The organism is Shewanella sp. MTB7, from assembly GCF_027571385.1.
In the GTDB taxonomy this organism is placed as follows: Bacteria; Pseudomonadota; Gammaproteobacteria; order Enterobacterales; family Shewanellaceae; genus Shewanella.
Window position 1 is genome coordinate 4,549,053 of record NZ_CP085636.1, and the last position, 23,841, is coordinate 4,572,893.

The 23,841-nt window shown below is 40.5% G+C and carries 14 protein-coding genes; 8 read left to right on the forward strand and 6 right to left on the reverse strand.

Features of this window, described 5'->3' with window-relative positions; all coding sequences use genetic code 11:
* The first annotated feature begins 94 nt into the window (after positions 1 to 94).
* Both HWQ47_RS19760 and HWQ47_RS19765 read left to right on the forward strand, forming a co-directional pair.
* Entirely contained in the window at positions 95 to 1,144 is a 1,050-nt protein-coding gene (locus HWQ47_RS19760; protein ID WP_269967744.1) for a lipase family protein, read from the forward strand.
* A gap of 683 nt (positions 1,145 to 1,827) precedes the next feature.
* A complete protein-coding gene (locus tag HWQ47_RS19765) occupies positions 1,828 to 4,305 on the forward strand; it encodes a PKD domain-containing protein (RefSeq protein ID WP_269967745.1) in 2,478 nt (825 codons plus the stop codon).
* 530 nt (positions 4,306 to 4,835) lie between these two features.
* On the opposite strand, the gene HWQ47_RS19770 is transcribed toward HWQ47_RS19765, so the two are convergent.
* From HWQ47_RS19770 to HWQ47_RS19780, 3 genes are all read right to left on the reverse strand, one after another.
* Complete coding sequence (locus HWQ47_RS19770; protein WP_269967746.1) at positions 4,836 to 6,422, reverse strand: sulfatase family protein; 1,587 nt, start codon at positions 6,420 to 6,422, stop codon at positions 4,836 to 4,838.
* A gap of 66 nt (positions 6,423 to 6,488) precedes the next feature.
* A complete protein-coding gene (locus tag HWQ47_RS19775; RefSeq protein WP_269967747.1) occupies positions 6,489 to 8,105 on the reverse strand; it encodes a sulfatase-like hydrolase/transferase in 1,617 nt (538 codons plus the stop codon).
* Positions 8,106 to 8,165: 60 nt separating this feature from the next.
* Positions 8,166 to 9,650, reverse strand: a complete 1,485-nt coding sequence (locus tag HWQ47_RS19780; protein WP_326515445.1) for a sulfatase family protein — start codon at positions 9,648 to 9,650, stop codon at positions 8,166 to 8,168.
* Between the two features lie 317 nt (positions 9,651 to 9,967).
* Between HWQ47_RS19780 and HWQ47_RS19785 the strand changes: the two genes are divergently transcribed.
* From HWQ47_RS19785 to HWQ47_RS19800, 4 genes are all read left to right on the forward strand, one after another.
* A complete protein-coding gene (locus tag HWQ47_RS19785; protein WP_269967748.1) occupies positions 9,968 to 10,873 on the forward strand; it encodes a GntR family transcriptional regulator in 906 nt (301 codons plus the stop codon).
* A 325-nt stretch (positions 10,874 to 11,198) separates the two neighbouring features.
* The gene (locus HWQ47_RS19790; protein WP_269967749.1) at positions 11,199 to 12,587 is read left to right on the forward strand and encodes an RsmB/NOP family class I SAM-dependent RNA methyltransferase; all 1,389 of its coding nucleotides are present in this window, start codon (positions 11,199 to 11,201) and stop codon (positions 12,585 to 12,587) included.
* 162 nt (positions 12,588 to 12,749) lie between these two features.
* On the forward strand, positions 12,750 to 12,923 hold the full coding sequence (locus tag HWQ47_RS19795) for a hypothetical protein (protein WP_269967750.1): 174 nt from the start codon (positions 12,750 to 12,752) through the stop codon (positions 12,921 to 12,923).
* Between the two features lie 231 nt (positions 12,924 to 13,154).
* The gene (locus tag HWQ47_RS19800; RefSeq protein ID WP_269967751.1) at positions 13,155 to 16,274 is read left to right on the forward strand and encodes an NAD(P)-binding protein; all 3,120 of its coding nucleotides are present in this window, start codon (positions 13,155 to 13,157) and stop codon (positions 16,272 to 16,274) included.
* Between the two features lie 85 nt (positions 16,275 to 16,359).
* Here HWQ47_RS19800 and HWQ47_RS19805 read toward each other — a convergent pair whose 3' ends face one another.
* Positions 16,360 to 18,030 carry a sensor domain-containing diguanylate cyclase gene (locus HWQ47_RS19805; RefSeq protein ID WP_269967752.1) on the reverse strand — a complete coding sequence of 557 codons (1,671 nt, stop codon included), beginning with the start codon at positions 18,028 to 18,030 and terminating at the stop codon, positions 16,360 to 16,362.
* Positions 18,031 to 18,532: 502 nt separating this feature from the next.
* Entirely contained in the window at positions 18,533 to 19,072 is a 540-nt protein-coding gene (locus HWQ47_RS19810) for a YfaZ family outer membrane protein (protein ID WP_269967753.1), read from the reverse strand.
* A 324-nt stretch (positions 19,073 to 19,396) separates the two neighbouring features.
* Here HWQ47_RS19810 and HWQ47_RS19815 point away from each other — a divergent pair, with 324 nt between their 5' ends.
* A complete protein-coding gene (locus tag HWQ47_RS19815) occupies positions 19,397 to 19,882 on the forward strand; it encodes a glutathione peroxidase (RefSeq protein ID WP_269967754.1) in 486 nt (161 codons plus the stop codon).
* Positions 19,883 to 20,399: 517 nt separating this feature from the next.
* Here the strand turns inward: HWQ47_RS19815 and HWQ47_RS19820 are convergent.
* On the reverse strand, positions 20,400 to 22,190 hold the full coding sequence (locus HWQ47_RS19820; protein ID WP_269967755.1) for a M1 family metallopeptidase: 1,791 nt from the start codon (positions 22,188 to 22,190) through the stop codon (positions 20,400 to 20,402).
* A gap of 135 nt (positions 22,191 to 22,325) precedes the next feature.
* On the opposite strand from HWQ47_RS19820, the gene HWQ47_RS19825 reads away from it, so the two are divergent.
* Complete coding sequence (locus HWQ47_RS19825) at positions 22,326 to 23,207, forward strand: collagenase (RefSeq protein WP_269967756.1); 882 nt, start codon at positions 22,326 to 22,328, stop codon at positions 23,205 to 23,207.
* The last annotated feature ends 634 nt before the right edge of the window (positions 23,208 to 23,841 follow it).

The window sequence follows — 23,841 nt, forward strand, 5'->3', positions numbered from 1 at the left end:
TGAATCTCCCTCAGTAAATCTGTACATATAATAAACACTGAATATTCAGCATTCATATTACATTTTTAATTTTAATTAATACGTGGAGAATAAGATGTTGAGTAACATAATAAAAAATTGTTTTATTAGCGCTATCATTTCAATGTTATATATTAGCCCTCAGGTACTTGCTGATGATACTGATGTTGAAAATTTTATAGGCTTTTTCAATAGTATAGGTAATCCAAATTATAACTATACTGACAGTAACACTGGCACCATCTACCCAGACAACAATCCACCATCTGTCAATAAAGCTCGCGGTGCACTGCAAATGCTTGAGTTTGCAGAAGCGTCTTATACAAGTGAACAAACCCCTAATGGATGGTCAAGACTGGAGGAACATGCAGAGGATTCTGGATTTAACGCTGTCGTATTTAGAGCTGAACCACACATAATCATCGCTTATCGAGGTAGTGAGCTTGGTAGTTCTGATTGGGTAACTGATGGAGAACTCACCGCAGGAGAGTTCCCCGAGCAGTATGCTCAGGCTATGGAGCTTGCCGAAAGTATCAAGGACCGTTACCCCAACGATGAGATCAAGCTTACTGGCCATAGTTTAGGCGGCGGACTCGCCACCGTGTCGGCTTTACACTCAGGTCTTAGCTCAACAGTATTTGATGCCACAGGGATCAACAACAATATATATCAGAATTTAATCAATGAGAAAGGAGAGGCTAGGGTTAAATTAAATGCTAAGTTAATTACCAATTTTAATCTTGAAGGGGAATTTGTTTCCGATACCGATCATCAACAAGATGCCGATGTTGTGGGTAATTTAGAGTCAGGAACTTTGCAATATGGAGATATATATTATCTTTCTGACAATAGATTCAACCCAATAATTTTTAGCCACTATCGAGTATTACCACTCGCTAAACACCTCACTCCACCATTGAGGGAGGAACTTAGTTTCCTATCTAATCCTTTTCATCGGTATAATCCATTTAACCTTAATGGAGCAAATAATGATATTAACCCATTTAACTTATATGTTGATTTAACCCCTGACGATATTGATATTGCCTTCTTCGTCATATTCTACATAGGCAATTCGCTCCCAAGTTTGATTAATGATTTTAATAGCATTATAAACAATCATTAAACGTTATACTAATTATTCATTTAGAACAAAGGACTAACAGTGGAAAACCCCTTTTCCTCCTTCACTGCAATGGAATGCATTTAGTTAATCTTGTGCTTGATCTTTCAAATTTGTTCAAATTCAAAGTTAAAGTGAGAGTTGAAAACACAGGATGATGAATATCAGCTCCCTATGTATAACGGCATTCAGTAAAAATGGAGTATGACTAGAGAGGTTTAATCTAATCAGAAGAATTGTTACAAACTTTATAAGTAGTAGATAAGTCGTAATTTTACAAATGAATTAAATATAAAAAAATGCATTTTAAAACAAACTACACGTATGCATTACCTCTACCCAAAATCAGAAACCCACTCCGAATATACGCCAAGCCACTAACTTATCTATTTAAAAATTAAACAACGTAAATTCACTGTCAATAAAACAACAAAATATTATAACTGATAAAGCATAAAAATGAACACAAATGAGCATAACCCATCAAAAATAGACAGTTTCATTTAAGTAAAAAAACAAATATAAAACTGATAGCGTTTTTGTATTTTAGACATAGTGGTGAAAATTTATCTGGGGCTAAGTTCGCAGGTACTTTTACGGTCTTATTTATTGAGTACGTTTAAATATTTCCATTAGTTTAATCCTCAATTTTGGATTAAAACTTCTGTCAAATCAATGAGGGTTTTATGAATATTAAATACATTAAATATCTTGGCTTAGCAGGTGCGTTTCTTTGCTTAAGCGCACAGAGTGCTCAAGCACCTCTGTCCTTGTCTCAACCTGACATATTAAATCAAACAAAATTACAAAAAATGCCGCCCTTGGATAACACCAAGCTCAGACAACGTGATGCGCTCGAACGGGCAACAAGCTCAGAAAACGTAATATTAAAATTTGCTGAGCCTATCAAGGTGGCTATCACGCCTAGCGATTGGCAATCACAACGCCAAACTCAAAATGGCAAAACAAGTGATATGTCTGTTTGGCGTACCAAAATAGTCTCTTCCGGTGCATTATCCTTGAACTTCGGTTTTAGCGAATATTTTATGCCAGAAGGTGGCTCATTACATATTTACACTCCAGATTATGCTCAAAAAATTCGCCCCTTCACGGTGAAAGACAATGATGACCACGGTCAATTGTGGACGCCAATGTTAAAAGGCGACACCGTCATCATTGAGGTCAATGTCCCCACCAAGCAACTTAAGCAACTTAAGCTCAAACTCAGTGCCGTTAACCACGGTTACCTAGGATCAGACCCTAAAGACATCTATGAAACACTGTCTGGTTCTTGTAATGTCGATGTATCGTGTAGCGCCGGAGACGAGTGGAGAGATCAGGTTCGCTCAGCTGCGGCAATTAGCTTGGGAGGCTCAGGATTCTGTTCAGGCGGCGCCTTAAATAACACTGCAAACGATGGGCGTGGATTCTTCCTAACCGCCTTTCACTGTGGCATTAATGCAGGTAACGCGCCTTCACTGGTAACCTACTGGAATTTTGAGAACAGTTTTTGTCGTGCGCCTGACAGTGGCGACAGTGGTGGACCGGGTGATGGTACTTTGGATCAGTTTAATACTGGCGCGATCTTCCGTGCAGGTCACTCACCTTCTGACATGACCTTGGTCGAGCTCGATGATCCTTTTGATCCTGGTCATAACGTTTTCCTTGCTGGTTGGAATGCGGTAGATGAAACCTCGACTTCTGCTGTCGCCATTCATCACCCCAATGTAGATGAAAAGCGAATTAGCTTTGAGGATGACGCGACTACAATCACTTCCTATAGCGGTAACGCAACGCCAGGAGATGGCACCCATGTTCGCGTCATCGATTGGGATTTAGGGACGACCGAAGGTGGCTCATCAGGTTCTCATCTGTTCGATCAAAACAAACGCGTCATTGGACAACTCCACGGCGGCGGTGCAGCATGTGGCAATGACCAGTCTGATTGGTATGGTAGAATTCACACTTCATGGGATGGCGGCGGTACAGCTAGCACCCGTCTAAGTACTTGGCTTGATCCGGAAAGTACTGGTCAAATGGCCATCGACGGCATGAATGCAACCGATCCTGGAGATAACCAACTTCCAGTTGCGAGCATCAATGGTCCATACCTAGGCTTTGTTGATACCGTCGTTAACTTCAGCAGCACAGGATCTGAAGATCCAGATGGTACTATTGTCAGCTACCTTTGGGGCTTTGGCGATGACAGTGATGCCAGTGAACTTGAAAATCCATCACACGTCTATTCTGCACGCGGAAACTTTGAAGTGTCTCTGAAAGTGACCGATGATGAAGGTGCATCAAGAACAGCCTATACTCAGGCAGCTGTTTTCGATCAGGGTCAAGATGAACTCATTTCAGGTGAACCAAGAACCGATCTCAGCGCTGAAACCGGTGAGCCAATCTACTTTTATATGCAAGTCCCCGCCAACGCCACGGCGTTGGAATTTGTCACCGCTGGCGCATCTGGTGATGCCGACCTGTATGTTAAGCAAGGTTCACTGCCGACATTAAGCGACTATGATTGTCGCTCATTCTCTGGAAGCAGTAACGAGACTTGTAGCTTCCCGACACCTGAGGCTGGGGTCTGGTATGTGATGGTCAATGCTTATGCTACTTACGATGGACTGACACTCACTGGCTCATTTGAAGCCGATGAGACGAATCAGCCACCTGTCGCCAGTTTCGACGCCAGTTTTAATGATGCTGATGGAACCTTCACCAGCACCAGCACAGATGCTGATGGCAACATCGTTAGCTGGGCTTGGGATTTCGGAGATGGTAATACTGACACTGGAGAAAATACCAGCCATAGCTATATCAGCTCAGGAAACTACACCGTTTCCTTAACCGTTACTGATGATGGTGGTGCTCAAGAGACAGCGAGTCAGAGTTACGATGTTACTGTGCCGGTAAGCGATATCGAAGCCTCCATAATCCGCACACTTAAGTCACGTCGAGGCAGTGTGATGGTTGATCTGTCTTGGAATGGTGCAAACGGTGACAAGGTCAGCATCTATCGTGATGATGAGATGGTTGCTGAAACCAATAACGACGGCCGCTTCCGTGACCGCTTCAGAACCAATGCCGACAGTCCAGACAGCGTTGACTACAAAATTTGTGACGCTTCAGGCTGCTCTAACACCATGACCGCTAACTACTAGATTTAATCCACTAAGAGGAAAAGACACGCTTTTCCTCTTATCTTTTACTCTCAATACACCTAAGCACCTAAGCAATAACAAAGCCATTCATCAACAACACACCTAGCTTATCGGCACTGTTCTATCCCAGTTCAATGATTAAACTCATCAATATCAACACTAGCCACAACATGTAGGTAATTCGATATTTCCCCCCTCCCATAGACAGCAACATCCATAGCTAATAATGTATAGCAATGCACAAACAACCTGCTAATGTAAGCTCTTGTATCTATTGAGCGCCCATAGGGTCATACTGATATCGTTATGTACTGACCTTAATAGCGTCACTGCGTAACCTCAGTCCTCAGGTTGGCTCAAACTGACTTTAGATTTTAGAGTTTACCTAAAAAGGAAAGCATTATGAGTAAAGGCCAAGACAGTAAAAAAAATGTCAAAAAGAAACCTCTTTTAACAGCAAAAGAGAAGAAAGCAGCAAAGGCTGCTAAGAAACCAGCAAGCGGTTCTGCCGTTCATTAAGCATCAAAAGGTCATCGAATTTTTTCGGTGACCTTTTTGAAGTTAGATGCATCAATGTTGTGCTCAGTGGGACGTGAATAGCCTTGCAGACGTATTTTCTGCAGTAACGTCTTAAGCTCTTCTGCCTTTTCAGGATGCTTTTCAATAACATTATGCCGTTGGCCACGATCGTTTTTTATATCAAACAATTGACCTTTCTCATTATCATCCGTTCGGTAACCATGCCTTTTCTGCCAATCGGCATAATTAAACCTGTCTAAGCGACCATTGTGATTACCTGTTTTAGCGGCAATTAAACTCCAGTCATGGCTGCGAATAGCATAGCTATTTTCATAGGTGTTATGAATAATCGAATCTCGTGTACTTCGTTTTGATTGACCCGTCCACAATGGCAGTAAATCATAAGAGTCTTCTGCAGCACTATTAGGTAATTCAAAACCGACTAAACTAGCAAGTGTTGCCATAATGTCGATCTGAGACACCAACTCATCGGTGTTACTGTTCATAAGGACTTTCCTCGGCCAACGCACTATCATAGGCACACGGTGCCCCCCTTCATATATATCTCGCTTTAATCCTCTATATGGAAAAGACGACCAGTGATCAAATTTTTCATCTCGTAAATATGCATAATTCTCTGGCCCATTATCCGATGAAAAAATCACTAACGTATTGTCGGCAATACCCGCCTCATTTAATGCGGTTAACAACTGACCAATAGAGTCGTCGGTTTCAACCATCAAGTCACCATAGGGGCCTGCTTTAGACGTATTATCAAATTCATCATTAGGAATAATCGGCGCATGGGGTGAAGGATAGGCAAAATATAAAAAAAATGGTTTATCACCTTTAGCCTGTTTTTTGATGTAATCAATTCCTTTTTGTGTGGTCATAGGAATATTCTCATAAGGATCCCAACCGGTGATCATGGGTCCCTTTCTGTATTCCATTTTACCTTCTTTATTTTTCCAAAGTCTTGCATCAACCATAGTATCGGGGACTTCAGTTACACGATCATTTTCTATCCAAACATAGGGAGGGAAATTAATCACAGTATCACCAAAATAATAATCAAAACCATGATCCAGTGGACCATCCGGTATCGCTTTAGACCAATCAAAATCCTCATGACTCACACCAAGGTTAACACCATTTTTGGGGCGAGCATCTTTACGAATAGCATCCCAGTTCCAACCAAGGTGCCATTTACCAATCGCTGCTGTGGTGTAACCTTTCTGTTGTAACATTTCAGGAAGAGTTAAACGCTCATCAGCAAAAACTGAAGGCCCGAAAGATTTAACAATACTATGGAATTTACGCCAATGATAACGGCCCGTGAGTAGAGCATAACGTGAAGGTGAGCATATTCCTGATGAAGAGTGTGCATCAGTAAAACTCATCCCTTGAGCAGCCAGTTGATCTAAATTAGGAGTGGGAATTTTGGAGTTTTGATTAAAACTGGTTAAATCACCTGAACCCATATCATCAGCATACAAAATAACAATATTGGGCTTAACCTCTGAAGCTAAAACATTGGTATGAGTAAACAAACCAATAACAAAGATAATATTTATTATCGTGACTAACTGTTTACACATACATATTCCTCATAATAACTTACTCCACAATTCGTGCTTGTTCGATAGCGGTTTAACCTTATTGATTCAAAAACGTCTCTTTTCATTGATGTGAGTATTGAGCGGTTTATCGCCTCGGTACTCCTTAACCAAATCAGCATTTATTGTCCGCAATTTTTTGATGACTTTTTGGTTTGCAGGCTCCTTAATAAGGTTTTTAATCTCGTTCGGATCATTAACTAAATCAAACAACTCCTCATAAATAGGCTGTTCACCATTAATAGAAGAAACACTCATATCAGCATAAAGCTGATCATTTCTTTTATCAAAATAACGGATATATTTCCATTGATGTGTTCTAACACCTTCCATACGAGGATAATTTTGAATGGTCATCATATTTTCAAGAAAAATTTCTTGTCGCCATTGAACTGTTTCAATTTGAATATCTTGCATTAATGGCTTCAAACTTTTACCTTGCATTTCATCAGGTACAGGCGTGTCGGTTAAATCAAGTAAGGTTGGTGCAAGATCAATCAAAGCGACGAGTTCATGACTTTTGTCTGCTTTATTTTTAATTCTAGGGTCATAAACCACCATTGGAATACATACCGATGGATCATAAAGGTGTACCTTCCCACCTAGACCAAATTCACCATGCATCAAGCCATGATCAGAGGTAAAAACGATAATAGTATTATCTGCGATTTTTTGTTTTTCTAAATTACCAACTAATTTCCCTAGTAACTTATCAATACCGGATATAGTTTGCATCTCTCTAATTTTACGCTCTTTCAAGTCATCTGCCGTTTTTACATAATTATAAGATTTGATATACTCGCCGCTGTAGACTGACTTTGGTAATTTAGGCATTTTGATATCTTTTTCTGCAATATAAGTTTCAGGAATAGTGACTTCAGCTAACTTGTCTCGATACGTTGTTTTATACAGTGCTAAATCACTATCTCGTAGTTGCATAGAGCCTGTGCTATTCGAATGAGGTACATTGAAATTGATTAATAAAGCAAAGGGCTGATCTTTAGGGCGACTATCAAGAAAGGTATATCCTGCTTTAAACGCCTCATTTGGCTCCATAAAGTTTTCCATACCTTCTTCAAGGATCTCAATTTGGCTGTCTGCTTGTGCATTTTTAAAAATAGCGTGACGTTTATGATCTTTTGGATAAAAGCTTAAATGACCATGACTGGCATACCAATAATCAAAACTACGCTCCATGACACCGCTGTTATAACCCAAAACACCTTGTGCATTTTTACCAATTGGAGTGTGATTTTTCCCCACCCAGCCAACAAAGTAACCAGCATCTTTGAGTAGCATTGGATAAGTTTGATTGTAAGCCTGCTGTATCATGCTGCTATTCGAATTAAAATTAATCCCGTGGCGTCGTTCGTATAAGCCGGTTAATAAGCTGGTACGACTTGGCATACAGACCGCACTAGTAGCAAAGCCTTTAGTAAACACAGTGCCATTGCGAGCCAACTTATCAATATTGGGGGTTTTGATAATCGGATGACCTTCATAACCAGTCACTCCTACTTGCATATCATCAGCAAGAATAACAATTATATTAGGTCGGTTCCTTGCTTCATTAGCTAAGCTCGCTACAGTCGTATTTTTAGAAACATAACAAGCTGCCACACTCAAAACAACGGCTATGCTTGATAATAATTTGAAAAGTTTCATTTTAATTTTCCATCATTGAGACGAAGCTCATCGTCTTATATTCCACTTATGGCCACTCCCTTATGGGAAGCTTTGTGGCCAACTATCAACGACTTTGAAATTTTCATTTGGGTAATCTTCACCACGATGACTTGCTTTTGCCGAAGCAATGAATATTTTAATTTTTCTTGTCATTGCTTTAACTATTTGAGGGTGTTTCATTGCAATATCGGTTGTTTCACTCCGGTCTAACTTCAAATTATATAACGTTGGTTTTTCAATATGATTAAAACTAGTTACTAACTTATAGTTGCCTTCTATTAGAGATAACTTATCTCTAATAGAAGGGATGGCTTTAGTGCGCTTCAATACTTGCTGCTCAGATTGCGTACTGTGAGAATTAGCGTTACCACCGACCAGTAATGATAAAATACTTGCGCCGTCTATTGGTCGATTATCAGGCATTTGATAATCAACGATTTCATTAATGGTAGGCAGGTAATCTAATGTAGAGGAAGCTGTATTAATAGTACTGCCAGCTTTAATATTGCCAGGCCATAAAGCAAAAGTTGGTACGCGAACTCCCCCCTCGTATAAATCTCGTTTCCGCCCTTTTAAGCCATCAGTTACGCCCGCGCTCCTGCCGTTAGCTTTCTCACCTTCCGGACCATTGTCACTAGTAAAAGTAATTAAGGTATTTTTATCTATACCAAGTCGTTTTAGCTCGTCTCTAAGACGGCCGATCTGTTGGTCCATTTCAGTCACTACGCCATAATAATGTGCCGCTTCACCATGACCTTTGTATTGTGCGAGATATTCAGGTCCTGCAACGACATCCATATGCGGTGCATGAAACCAAATAACAGTGAAAAACACTTGCCCTTTTTTAACCGCTTTCTCTATAAAAGGTAACACCCTATCCATAACAACTTTACTTGCTCCCCCTTTTAAGCTGACATCAGCTGGTTCAAGTGCAACGCCGTCAAGCCCAAATGGGGTATTAACAGCTATTTTTCCTTTGGATGGATCCCACAAGGCTACCGCTGATTCAGTCACAAAGGAGCTATCATAACCATGCAAAGTAGGCGGAGAAAAGTTTTCTAAGGGTTTACGTTTCTTACCCTTAGCTGAAAAGTCTTTACTCAAAGTCCCTAAATGCCACTTACCAAAATGTCCTGTCATGTAGCCCTTCTGCTGGAGAATTTCGCTTAGAGTGATCTCCTCTTTTGGTAAACGCCCAATATTTGCCCAGAATATGCCATAACGATAATGATGACGCCCAGTAAGGAAGGTACCACGCGTAGGAGAACACACAGAACCGCCAGAATGAAAGTTAGTCATAACAACGCCTTCTTTGGCCATTTGATCTAGACTTGGCGTTTTGATGATATTGTTACCAGTAAAGCCCGTATCACCGTAACCAAGGTCGTCCGCCATAATAAGAATTATATTAGGTCGGTTAACATTGACCCTTTGGCTATTTTCAGCATAGGCAGACCAACTACTGAAAGCAGAAACTAACCTAACAAAAAAGCACAACACAGTATTATTAAAGGACTCTGTCACTTAAATAACCCCACTAAGCTTTTGAGATCGACGACGGTCGACTTCACGATAGATTAATATACATTTTTATTGGCACTTCAAACCCAACCGATAGTTCTTTTATATATAAAAGAACAACCCTACTTTGATGAAGCTAACAAGTCAAGCTCACAAAAACAACACCTTCACAACGTAAGTTATTAACCAACTGTATTTACTGACATAAAAATACAGGTGCTATTTGTTTAAATGTAGATTTACCATTAAATAACTGTAAGATTGGGTATAAAGAACATTTTGAATATACGAATAGATTAAGGACATTAAGGAAGCTTTACATGAGCAATAAAACCTATTTATTTAAACAGTCTATTAATCGTATGCTGCAACATATTGCAGATCTTCCTAGTGGACAAAATATTATGGCGAATGATATTGAACTCACAAAATTACTGAGTATTAGTCGCACAACGGTGAGAGCCTGTGTAGAACATCTTTGTGAAATGGGAGTAATTAAGCGTAGTGGCCCGAATAAACTAGTGCTTCGCCAAGCAACTAAAAATGACTATTACGATATAGAAGACAAAAACTCAACCAAAGATGTACAGATAGAAAAATACTTCCTTAATCTTATCAATACAGGGAAACTACTGCCTGGAGATCGATTTTCTGAACTTAACCTTGCACAAAATTCTGGTTGTACCACCATTACCGTTCGTGAGTTTCTCATTAAATTTTCAAGTAATGGTTTAATAGAGAAAATACCTCGTGGTCGCTGGAAGATGGTAAAGTTTGACGAAGATTTTGCTCATGAATTAGTCTTGTTCAGACAAATGGTAGAAATGCGAGCTATCACTGAACTGCTAAAACAGCCTAAAGAAGATCCAATTTGGCATGAGCTTACACAATTGTTACTCCAACACCAAGCTGTGAGAGCTGATATAAAAAATCGTTATTTAGAATTCCCTGATTTAGATAAAGCATTACATTATGCGATTAAAAAAAGCACTAGAAATCGCTTTGTTAATCAATTTTACGATATTGTTTCTTTTGTCTGTCATTACCACTATCAGTGGGATAAAACAGGAGAGTTTGAACGTTTTACTGTCGCAATTGATGAACATATAGACATATTAAACAATCTTGTTACCCATAACACAGCAGGCGCTATTATGAGTATGGAGAAGCACTTACAAACGGCAGAAATCACATTACTTCGTTGTGTACATGGTTTAGAGCATTAATCGTTTCGGCTTACCAAGCTTATATTTAGATTAGGTAAATAGCCATTAAAATCAAACGCTTAACACAAGCTCGAATAAGGTGGGAGTTGAAACCATGAGCGGCTTAATTCAACTTTTGTGGACTTAACACCAACCAGTGATGAAAAATTAAGAAGTAAGGTGTCCGATTGGAGCTGATCAGAATATTCCAAGTGGCTTGACCATCGTTGTTCAACGACGACACTGCATCTATTTATAAGCTCACCTTCCTTTCAAACTCATCATATCGACAGAATCGAGCTTCTGTTATAATCCCAACATTGATACCACCCCTTGATAATTACCCATGGTCGACGCCTTGAACACAAGCCAAACTAACTCAACAGAGCAAGAAACAGATGCGCTCTCTTTCGACAATCTACACGCTGAGACTCCGGCACAAAAACGCGCGCTAAGTTATGCCAACACCATTTTCCAGCTATTTCATCAGGTCATGGATAAGCAACACCCCGCAGATCGCGTGGTGGGTGAGTACTTTCGAATCAATAAGAAACATGGTTCAAAAGACAGACGAGTGATCCGTGAGAGCGTATTTGCACTATTTCGTTGGTGGGGCTGGCTAAGCAAGTTCAATGTTCTACAAGAAACAGAACAAAAGGAGCAAGCTTGGTTCACCATTTTGACCATCAACGCCCATTTAGAATCTCATCCTTGGAATGACTTTATTTCGGCTTGGGAAGCATTTTCTGGTATCAAACAGATAAAATCAGTTACACAGTTCAACAGTGCAGTGCAAAGATGTGACTGGCTCAGTAATCAATTTGATTCACTCTCATTTACCACCGATGAACTGGTACCCGATTGGTTCTGGAAAGTGTGTCCCAACGACAATACAGAACAACGTTTAGCGTTAATAGAATCTCTGTCATCCCGTCCTCCAATCTGGGGACGGGTGCAAAACATTGATGTTCATGACGCCATAAACACGCTAACTAAATTAGATATCCCAGCGACTGGCAGTGAGTTTTTCAGTGATAGCATCAATCTAGGTAACAAGAATATTAACCTTAACGGTCTAGCACTTTATAAAGATGGCGAGTTAGAAATTCAAGATCTCGGTTCTCAAGTCGTTGGCCAGATCTGCCAACCTAAAGCTGATGATAACTGGTGGGACACTTGCAGTGGAGCCGGTGGAAAAAGCTTGCAGTTAAGATCTTTAATGCTGCAACAAAACAAACACGCGACAGGCACTATTGTCGCTTCTGATATTCGCAGAAAACCGCTTGAGGAGCTAACTAAACGCGCCAAACGTGCTGGTTTTAAAGGCATCACCACCGCCCCGTGGAAATCAGATGAATTGCCTGTTAAACATGCTCACTTTGATGGTGTGCTAGTGGATGCCCCTTGTAGTTGTACCGGCACTTGGCGGCGCAACCCTGATATGCGTTGGATAGATAACCTAAACGCAGTCATGGATAAACCCGCTCTTCAATTAGATATCTTGAGTCGTTCCAGTAAAGCGGTGAAAACCGGCGCTACCTTGGTATATGCCACATGCTCTCTCTCGCCTCTAGAAAATGAAGCGGTGGTTAAGGCATTTTTGGCATCAAATGATGACTTCAGCTTAGAGGTCACCACACATCCATTTACCAGTGTTCAAGCTACTATGCACACAGTGATGCCTTATCAGGCTGATACCGATGGTATGTTTGTAGCTCGAATGATTCGTAATTAACCGTTAATAAACAGCAATATTAAAGCGGCCTTAGGCTGCTTTTTTTTTCCTTGAAATCACTTTAATACTCTTGTCATAGAAGCTTTTTACTATCTATAATATGTCATTAAGTGAAGACTCTACATGCACTTAAAAAAACCTAGACTAAATTTTGGAATTCTAATGTCAAACTTCTACGATAATGATGATCTTCTCTGGGACAGTGAAATAAGTGACGCTCCCGAAGACAAGAGTAAAAGCAAACGAAATAAACATAACCGCAGACAATTATCAGATCAGAAACGCCAATCTCTCGATCAAGATCAGCCAAGCAACGCAAGTCATAGAAGAGGGTAACCCTATTAAAGATTTGATCTTACGAATTAATGGCTAAACGGCAACGTATTAGCCATTAATCTTATTGTGTTAAGCTGTTAACATATAAACACAAATTAATACCTGTTTTCCCCTTCCTACAATGTCATTATTCCTTAAACTCTAATATCCTAAACCTTTCATACGTAAGAGATACTCCCCGAAAATCATCCATCAGAGATGTAACAGTCATCATTAAGAAGGAATAAGTCTATGGAACAGATGCGCCCCGATTTTATCTATCCCTCCGGATCCATGTTAATGCACTCCCCTCTCATCCTGAACAGAGCCGATATGTACGGCTTCTTTATGAAGGGCAAAGAGAAAAACCTGCAAAAATCTATCGATACTAGCCTTAATCAAGTCGCCGGCAGTCGTATGTATTTTAAAGTCCTCTCTCCCTATGTATTAACCAGCTTTACTCGAGTGGATAAAGCCTATTCAGGTTATCCTGAAGACAGGGAGAAAGGCTGGATACAAGAAACAGATATCGTCACTTGGGTCATGGTTGGTAGACAAAATAGTGCTGACAGTGACGATATTAGTCATGTGTATTTTCACCCGCTTCATATATTTGTTAATGATGCCATGGCCCTAATCAATGGACGTGAGCTTTTTGGTTATCCAAAGTATCTATGTGAATATGAGATGCCGATGCCAGACCAGCCTCTCACAAAGCTAAGTCTATCCGCCAAGAGCTTTAAAATCTTCTCCCCCGAAACTGAACTATCGATGCACCCTCTACTAGAGGTTAATTGCGAAGCTAAAGAGGAGGATCAACTCTCTACCATCGAAGCAATAGCTCAAACCTGGCAACTACTTAAACAACAGACTGATTTCATTCCAGAGCTGGATAAATTAGGAGAAGATCAACTTTTCAGTTTGCTGTTTAAACCCGCTATCGATCAAGTTTTCTTAAAGCAACTTCCGGACTCATCAGGGCATAAAGCGGTTTATCAAGCGATCACAGCCTCGCCCGCTAAGATCAACAAGGTTCATTCACTCTCCCTGCTCGACAATGATCTCATCGCCACCGTTTTTGATAATGCCAGTTTCCCCTTCAAGGAGTCTCTGGGGGTGGAATTAGGTGAGCAACATGTGCTGCTCCCCTACCATGTTAACTTTGATTTCGAAGTGCCTGAGGGCGAAGTTCTGGTTGATAATTCAGTGGTTAAAAAAGAAAAAATTGCCATTTTGGGTGGCGGTGTTGCAGCCATTACTGCCGCTGCTTGTTTGACCGAACAAGCTGGGTGGCAAAACCGTTACGAGATAGATATTTACCAGATGGGTTGGCGAATTGGCGGTAAAGGAGCCAGTGGCCGTAATGCCGAGTGTGGTCAACGAATAGAGGAGCATGGCCTGCATATCTGGTTTGGTTTCTATCAAAATGCCTTTAACCTAATGCGCAAAGCCTATGAAGAGCTAGACCGTCCAGCTGGCAGTCCCCTTGCCACTTTCCTAGACGCCTTTAAACCTCATAATTTTATCGTACTTCAGGAAGACGTTGGCGGAGACTCTGACAGCTGGCCCATTGAGTTCCCTGAGCGAAGTGGCATACCAGGAGACAGCACCGAAATCCTCACTCTGTGGAAAGTAGTTAAAGCCGCTTTTAGTTGGATCCGTCACTGGTTATCGGACATGGATGACATTCTAGGTGAAGTGAATGCCGAATCAGCTAAACCCATTCATTGGTTTAGCGAAGCGTGGTTTGACCACCTTAACGATAAAATTGATGACTCTTTGGAAGATGCCAGAGAGAGTTTATTAACATTGGGGGACAAGTTGGAATGTCACATCAACCAGCTGATTGGACATGAATGTGAAGGTCATGTTCACGATATTGATCAAGGTTTATTTGAGGGTGCTGTAGACAGTCTTAGAGCCAGATTGGATGCACGCTTCATCGACAAATTAGAGTCCAATGATGAGCTACGCCGTCTCTACATTGCAACCGATCTTGGCCTGACCATACTAAAGGGGATGTTTACCGATGATGTATTCAAACAGGGATTCGATATCATTAATGATTACGATTACCGTGAGTGGCTTACTACACATGGGGCAAACCAAACATTCACAGTAGATTCTGCACCTGTTAGAGGTTTTTACGATCTGGTGTTCGCTTACGAACAAGGTAACTTCGATAAACCTAATCTTGAGGCGGGAACGATCATACGTTCAATGTTACGTATCGCACTATGTTATCAAGGCAGTGTAATGTGGAAGATGCAGGCGGGCATGGGAGATGTGGTATTTACTCCCTATTATGAACTCCTCAAACGTAGAGGTGTGAACTTCCACTTCTTTAATCGGGTCGACAACTTAGTCTGTGAAGATAATAGTATTCAAGCTATTGAGATCACTGAACAAGTGAAATTAAAAGATGAGATGAGTGAATACTATCCTTTCGTCGATGTAAAAGGATTAAATTGCTGGCCCAGCACACCTAATTATGATCAATTAGCCCCTGAACAAGCTCAGCTACTTAAAGACAACAATATCAATTTAGAGCAGTTTTGGAGTCATTGGGAGCAAGTCTATCAAGCTGAATTTAATGCCCCTCTACCCACTAAGCGACTAGAGAAAGGGGTGGACTTTGATAAGGTGATCTTCGGCCTGGCTATTGGCTCTGTCCCCCATGTTGCAAGCGAGGTTATGGCACAGAGTCAACCATTAGCTCAAGCCGTTGATAAGGTACAGACAGTAGCAACACAAGCCTATCAACTTTGGTTGAATAAAGATCTCCAAGAGATGGGCTGGTCTATCGAGAACGAGAACGGAGAGCAGCCAGTACTCTCAGCCTTTACAGAACCTTTCGACACTTGGGCCTCAATGGATCAGCTCCTCGATAAGGAGGATTGGCAAGGTATTGAACCTAAAAATGCCAGTTACTTCTGTTCAGCGCTTCCAGTCGATGAATATCCACCTCAAAGTGATATTAGCTTCCCTCAGATTAAAAACGCAGAAGCTAAATCTGGTGCTATCGGTCAGCTTAAGACCCAGATCCACAAACTTTGGGGCAATGTGGGTGATACATTCCCATGGGAGTGGCTACACGATCCAGAAAACAGGCAAGGAGAAGCCAGATTCGATAGCCAATATTGGCGGGCTAATGTTGACCCTTCAGAGCGCTATGTACTCTCAGTGAAAGGCAGCTCTCAATATCGAATCGATACTGATGGTACTGGGATCGACAATCTATTCGTCACCGGAGACTGGATTAATACAGGCATCAATGCGGGTTGTGTTGAAGCTGCAACGATGGCGGGGATGCACACATCCAAAGCCATTAGCGGACACCCGAATGTGATAAAGGGAGAGAAGGATTTCTAACACTCATGGTTTAATATCAATCGGTAAATAGTTATTAAATGAAGTGCTGGGAACCCAGCACTTTTTATTCGCTCCATAATACTTTTTAAACCAAGCGCTCATCTTGTAGCGCCATTTTTTCGATCCGCATCTCCCGCCGCTTTGCCGTTTTGCGTTTATACATGTCTCTATCTGCAGCCCTTAACCACTCACCGGCGTCTTTAACCTTAGTATTAAGTGCGTAGCCAAAACTGATACCAGTATTTTTATAAATCTGATTGGTAATAGAGTTTGATAGCTCCTCTATTGCTTTCAATATATCGGGTAGTTGCTTCTCTGAAATTAAAATAACAAAATTGTCCCCTCCTATACGGAACACCTTGGCTTTTTCCAACAGATCACAGCTTACTTTAAGTTCTTTGCCCGCATGAACCAATAAGCTATCCCCTTCATGATGCCCTAAGGTGTGATTCACCTGTTTCAAGCCATCGAGATCAAGCAAAATAAGGACTAAGTTTTTTTCAGCATTATCGACAAAAAAATTCTCAGACTGAATATACTCATCGAAAGCATGTCGATTGGGTAGCTGAGTTAATTGATCTTGTCTTGCCTTCTCCCAGGCAAGGTCTAAGGTTTCAATATAATTTTGGCGCTCTTCGGATAATAGTTTGATCTTATAAGCCAATGCCAGAGATAACATCAATGCATCCACAGTGCCGCCGATTAAGGTCGCCAACTCTGCATTTTCAATAAAATCCGATGTTATTCCCATATTTCCCGGCAATATGATCACAGCGGGGAGAAGCAGGCAAGTAAAAGCAAAAATAAAGTAACGTGCAGGGTAGAAACCTTTGATCAAACAGACATTACCACAAGTAATGGCCAAGGCTATCCAGAGCATGATCAATACCGAAGCGATAAGGGCTGTGTAGGAAACCAAAAAGATACTGGTAGGTAAAGCAAGAATACAGGTCCACATCAGTAGCTTACTTAGCCGCCATAGTTTAGGCGAATACTCTGGAAGCTGTAGGAAATGCTTATAAAATAAGATATTGAAGATCGGTAAGCCAATAAAAAATAGGTGATGTATCTCTAAACTATGGAAATCCCAAAGGTGAGCCCCAAGGTGAAAGGTTAACGCCCAACCAGTGAAGTAGGTGATAACATAAAGCCCATAATAAAGAAACGCTCGGTCTCGAATAGAGAAATAGATAAGCAAGTTATAACAGGCAATAAATAGCAAGCCCCCCAAACAGAGCATAACCAACATAGCTTCGATATCTGAACTGGCTTTATACTCACCGTACGGTTCAAGCTCTACCTTAGGTATCGATGAAAAGTAGCGACTTTCCATTCGGATCACAAACCAATAATCAACGCCATAATCGAGCTCAACCTCACGACCATAATCAAACAGAAACTCATAAGGTGCGTAATAGCCACTTTGACGATATTGTTTACTGCCATTACTGCCTAATAGCGTGTAATCCAATGACTCAAGGATCGAGTTTCGAACATTAATAACCCAATTTGTCTCCCTAGAATACACTTTAGTCGGTATTACCACCCAGTAACTTCCCCCCGTCAAACTGATGCCATCAGCCTTATCTAAGCTAGACATCCAATCGGTGACTTCTGGGTAGGTTGTCGGTGCAGTTTGACCCTCTTTCGCGTAAAAAATAAAAGATTGATCTAGCGAAGGAGCCCCGATAGATGTAAAGCTGCAGCCAACAAGACTAAATAATAAAAGTAAACAAGCTGTCACTCTGTGGCTCATTCAGTTAACACCCTTGATTAGCAAAAACTAGTTCCAAGATACGTGGACCAGCATGTCGAAAAATAACAGAGTTAAGAGTCAGTTATTAACCCTCTATACCTGTTATTCCCACCAGCTATGCTGATCTTCATGAAATAGCAGTAATCCTCACTCCAATTTCAGACTTTATTAAACTTAAACATAACGTTAACAAGCTACTGCCAATTCTATTAACACAAACAAGATAATTCAATACAATTCTCAAGCTCAAAGGTGTTTTCTGCCTTATTCGCCATTGTACCAATCAAATATAATGCCTAAATATGTGGCAACTTATGTATTTTCAGCACCCATTATCTAAGCTTAGACCTATTTATTATGAAGTGAGGAAAAAGGTAACTTTAGCTGTACCTAAGGGAGAAAAACCCATTGCGTTGAGCGGCAATGGGGCAACGTTTTTCCTAACCAATCGAATTTTGATATTGAAGTGATTTAAGGATATTAATAAGGTGATAAATTTAGACTAAAAACGAGCTGCAGCACCGATGTAAAATCCGCTGTCAAAGGTTGAGTTACTGGTATTATCATACTGAAAACGAATATATCTATAACCGGTAAACAGCGCCAAGTTTGGATTTAACTGAAACTGCATCTTACTGTCTAATTCATATTGACCATCAACACTGCCAAATGACAACACTGAAGGAGCATAGTATCCTGACGCATTGAATGATAAGTTGGAGCCTAAATCCATTTTATAACGTCCACCTACACCAACTGCACTGCCGTTGGGGCTTTTTTTAGCCCAAACATATGAGAACTCGGCACCGACTTCGAAATGATGAACACCTGCATCATGGGAAACGTGTATAGCAGCAGAAGTGAGGTGACCGCCATCATTGGAATAGATGTAACCTAAAACCGCATTAATATTCTTATTCAAGTCGAGAGCAAAATCGGTCGAAATCACGTCATCGTTTAACCCAACACTGAAATCATTAGCGTAAGCCGTCGTAGAAACACATGATATAAAAAGCAAACCACTCAATAATGTTAATCGCATATAAATCTCTAATTTTCTGTTTTGCGAATAGTATCAAACTCAACAAGAACATCCACTACAACACTGTTTTTAAAGATTAAACCAACTTACAAACACAACAACAAACCAAACAAACTGCAACATTTGTGTACCAAGCGTCGCCATCGACAACATAAGCTATCGTTAGGCAACAACTTGCATCAATCCGATCAAGTTTGTCCAATAATGATAAATAAGCAGCTATGGTTTAATTCGACACATGATATATAGGTTGCGCGCAATTTACATGCTCGCTATTATTTTAACTTTGTACCTTGGATTAACAATTAGAAATGGAGAAGAGAGATGTCAACATCAATTTGGGATTTTACCGTTAATAGTATACAAGGCAAGCCTATCCCTTTTACCGATTTCAAAGGTAAAGTACTCTTGATAGTTAATACCGCAAGTGGTTGTGGTTTTACTCCCCAATATAAAGGCTTACAAGCTCTGTATGACGCTTATGGACCTGATAAGTTTGTCGTTCTAGGCTTCCCATGCAATCAGTTCGGCCAACAAGAAAGTGCAAGTGAAGTTGAGATCCAATCTTTTTGTGAACTCAACTTTAATGTCAGTTTTCCACTATTTCAAAAAATAGAGGTTAACGGAGAGAATGCAGATCCACTGTATAGATACCTAAAATCTTCAGCTAAAGGGATCTTGGGTAGCGAAAGAATCAAATGGAATTTCACTAAATTCTTAATCGATGCCAATGGCAAAGTATTAGAGAGATACGCTCCAACGACTAAGCCTGAAGAAATAACAAAAAAAATTGAAGAATTATTATTGTAAATCAGGTGACTAGGAATTAGATCGCGGATCTTATAAAAAAGATCGATTGTTTTTTGAACTTTTGACATTCTGCAAACTCAAAGTTTATGAGCAGCGAAGAGTTTTTTCATGTTCATCATTCTCCCCGGGGCTTCTAGCGCAGTCCCCTTGACCTAACAGGTCATAAGGCAATCCTATGATTGCCCTTTTTTTTGCTTTTTTTACCAACGTCTATTCACCTTAAACAAAATAAATTGAATTATTTTAAGGAATGAATGAACTATTTTAATCAATGAGACTCTGACTATATGTAACGTTTGTAGTGTTACTCGTTTAATGTTTTCATCTGGTTCATCACCTCCCTTTAGGGCGCTCATTTGAGCCCCAGTGAGAAGAATTAAGTTTGACTGCTAGCGCTGACAGCTTAACTATTCTACATACTCATTCTTTAAAGAATGAAACGGCATCCCATCTCAGTAGAGATAATGGATGCCTTTTTTTTATCTGCTACCCCATAGGCATAGATAAAATTTCGGCTCTATTTAGTAAAATTCAAAATCTTATCTAACTGAGAAACGATGGAAGGATGATAGCCTTTACGCGCTTGGTTATAGATCTGTTGCACCTCAGTCTCATAACCCGCGACTTGTAACTCAGAGAAAAGTGGTCTGACAAACTTACCTCGACCGATACGAATAAGATAATCACTTAACGCGGGAAGCACTGGATCATAATGATTACGAATCGCTACCCTAAACCAGTCACAAGCGATCTCTGCATTTGTCGATTCAGTAAGCTTAAATTGTTCATCAAGATCCATAAGTTGTGACTGTGTTTGTATCTCTGGCAGACTATTTAAAAAATACTGCCAGTGATGGACACGCCAAAGTGTTGTATCTAACGAATTAGCTTTCGCACCTTTAGCCCACAAAGTGAGTGCAACATCGACTTTATCTAAACTATTCGATACTGGCGCCGAAAAATACTCAGGCATACCGCAACCATATACCCATTCATTAAGTTCTGCTGCTGAGATCTTGTCAACGTGCTCAACCAGCAAAGTAGTTTTAGCGTATTCAATAAAGATCTCTGTTGTAATAGCCTCAAACGCAAAGTGTTCAACATAAGTAAACAGAAACTTATCGAATGCCTCACGACCTATTCTTCTCTCAAGATCATGAACAAACATCGAAGCCTTATCATAAGTAAAACGATTGAATGCTTCATTTGGATCTTGTTGCTGTACATTAGCTGGTAAGTTTTGCTCAGCAAATTCAGTGGTGGCCAACTCCTCTTTTAAGCGCCCATATTCCAGAACGACTTCTAGCTCAGCTTGCTCCTTACCAAATACCGCTTCGACGATCCTATTGGTAAAGTAAGTGGTAAACCCTTCGTTTAACCAAAGATCACGCCAAGTCGCATTACTCACTAAATTCCCAGTCCAAGAGTGCGCTAGCTCGTGAGCAACCGTCGACACTAAACTCTTGTCACCTGCGATCAGCGTTGGTGTCATGAAGGCGAGGCGAGGGTTCTCCATACCACCGAAAGGAAAACTGGAGGGCAGCACTAACATGTCATATCGACCCCATGGATATGGACCTAACAAAGATTCAGCAATCTCAACCATCGTCTCTGTATCCTCAAACTCCTTTACTGCGGCCTCAAGCACCAGAGGTTCGGCATATACTCCGGTTCTTGGACCTATCTGGCCAAATGCTAACTCCCCCACCGCAATCGCAAGTAGGTGAGTTGGAATAGGTTTTTCCATGGAGAAAGTAAACTCGCCATTTAATGTCGCTGTCGCATCATTCATCGCACTCATCACTGCACGCATACCTAGGGGGACTGTGACGCTCGCTTCAAACGTGATCCGCGCTTTAGGCGTATCTTGCAGCGGGATCCAACTTCTGGCATTGACGGGCTGAGATTGACTAAATAAAAAAGGAAGCTTTTTGCTACTGGTTTGCTCTGGTGTAAGCCACTGCAGTCCTTCAGCATTGGCTGAGGTCACATAATGAATAGTGACTTTACTGGTCAGTGAAGATAACGCGATATTTAAGCGCTGACCCAATACGGGATCGTGTTTATCGATGGCATAATCCAGCTCAGATCCCGCATCATCTTCTACTTGAACAATGGTTAACTCTCTTAAGTCTAACCAAAGTTCACAGCAGTCTTTATCCACACGATCCAACTCCAGAGTGGCAATCCCCGATAACTGTTTAGTTTGGAAATTGACATCTAATACCAATAAAAGATGCGTTACTCTCACCTTCTCAACGTTGGAAAAAGAGTGATAGTCATGATTGTTATCCCATCGATTCAGCACTTAAATATCCTTTTGATTAACATGGTTTTAATAATAGCCATAGCAAAGCCAATTGTCATTGCCATCGTAATTGACTTCATTTCATTAAGATGAAAGACTTAATGGATATTATATACAAAATAAAGGTAATCCTTAATGAAGGTATTAAATCTGCTCCCTATCACTGCTATTTTATCCCTTTTCACTGTTACAGCAGAGGCTAAACCCGTAGCTCCTATTTCTGAAATCTTGGCTCAGGAGTATGCTTGCAGCGATACCATTGTTATCCGTTCCCAAGCTTTAACAACATTTCAAATAGAACAAGCATGTAAGTTACTGGGTAAGCAGGAAGCTAAGTTTCATCAACTCTTCGACACCCAAGGTAAACCCGTCGCCAATGACAACAACATCAGCATGCGAGCAAACGTCTATCACTCTCGGGAAGATTACACTCAATATGTCACCGCCCATTTTGATGTACCCAATGACAATGGTGGCATGTTCTTAGAGGGATCCCCTCATAAAGCAGGTAACCAAGCTGAGTTTGTCGCCTATGAAAAGAAAAGAGAGATTTGGAACTTAGCCCACGAATATGTGCATTATCTCGATGGTCACTTCAATCTCTATGGTGATTTTTGCGCATCACTCCATGATTCCCATAGTGCACCTGAATATTGCCCTAAACCTGCACCGCTCTTACCTCATCTTGTATGGTGGAGTGAAGGTTTAGGTGAATACATTTCTCTGGGAGATAACAATAAAGCAGCCATTGAATTAGCTAAAGAATCTTTGGCAACCGCAAGCACTTACTCTCTTAGTGAGCTATTTAATACCAGTTATGAAATAAACGGAGGTTCAGACAGAGTTTACCGTTGGGGCTATTTAGCCGTTCGCTTTATGATGGAACAACACAAAGACAAAATTGATACCATGTTAACCTTCACTCGAAAGGGAGATTACCCAAGATACCAGGCCTTGATTAAACAATGGGGTACTGATATGGATGCGAATTTTCAAGCTTGGCTCAACACACTTTAACCCAGTAAAGATATATTAAAATAATAATTGGTAAAAATATTGAACCAATGACATAAAGCTTAGTCTTATATAATGAACCTGTTGCACTGCATGATTATTTTGCTCTGTTTTTTGTTCATCATCATCTCCCTTTAAGAAACCTATTGGCTTCTTCTAAGAAGAGATAAGACTTTGCTAGCGCACACTGGACTTGAGTTTCAACCTAAACTTTGATAACCCAACGTCAGTGAATAGTCCTCTCCTCTTACTTTAATATGAAAGATCTTTGTGGCAGCCCTCGATTGTAGGAGCTGCCATTTTTTTATCTCTAACTTCCCTTTTACAGTCAATATTCAGTTCTAGTAAGCTCACTTTTCAACTTGATAGATCTTGGGATCAAAAAAAGATCCTAAATTTTGAAAATAATCTGAACTTTATCAACAAACAGGACTCTGAATATATGAACCGAATTGTTGTGTAAAGTTAACTTGTTATGCTGACTCTGCATTTTTTCACTGTTCATCATCATTCTCCTTAATTAGATAGTGTCTAGTACAGCTATCACCCTATTCCAAGTTTGGAACATGTAGCGACCTGATTAGGTCGCTTTTTTTTGTCTATCTGAAAGTAGAACATTTACGGCAGACACAAAAAA

Bases quoted from the DNA above. Each gene is read 5' to 3' on its own strand.
- HWQ47_RS19785 (WP_269967748.1), top strand. From the start codon at position 9,968: ATGAGCAATAAAACCTATTTATTTAAACAGTCTATTAATCGTATGCTG.
- HWQ47_RS19790 (WP_269967749.1), top strand. From the start codon at position 11,199: ATGGTCGACGCCTTGAACACAAGCCAAACTAACTCAACAGAGCAAGAA.
- HWQ47_RS19815 (WP_269967754.1), top strand. From the start codon at position 19,397: ATGTCAACATCAATTTGGGATTTTACCGTTAATAGTATACAAGGCAAG.
- HWQ47_RS19765 (WP_269967745.1), top strand. From the start codon at position 1,828: ATGAATATTAAATACATTAAATATCTTGGCTTAGCAGGTGCGTTTCTT.
- HWQ47_RS19760 (WP_269967744.1), top strand. From the start codon at position 95: ATGTTGAGTAACATAATAAAAAATTGTTTTATTAGCGCTATCATTTCA.
- HWQ47_RS19795 (WP_269967750.1), top strand. From the start codon at position 12,750: ATGTCAAACTTCTACGATAATGATGATCTTCTCTGGGACAGTGAAATA.
- HWQ47_RS19810 (WP_269967753.1), bottom strand. From the start codon at position 19,072: ATGCGATTAACATTATTGAGTGGTTTGCTTTTTATATCATGTGTTTCT.
- HWQ47_RS19805 (WP_269967752.1), bottom strand. From the start codon at position 18,030: ATGAGCCACAGAGTGACAGCTTGTTTACTTTTATTATTTAGTCTTGTT.
- HWQ47_RS19770 (WP_269967746.1), bottom strand. From the start codon at position 6,422: ATGTGTAAACAGTTAGTCACGATAATAAATATTATCTTTGTTATTGGT.
- HWQ47_RS19800 (WP_269967751.1), top strand. From the start codon at position 13,155: ATGGAACAGATGCGCCCCGATTTTATCTATCCCTCCGGATCCATGTTA.
- HWQ47_RS19825 (WP_269967756.1), top strand. From the start codon at position 22,326: ATGAAGGTATTAAATCTGCTCCCTATCACTGCTATTTTATCCCTTTTC.
- HWQ47_RS19775 (WP_269967747.1), bottom strand. From the start codon at position 8,105: ATGAAACTTTTCAAATTATTATCAAGCATAGCCGTTGTTTTGAGTGTG.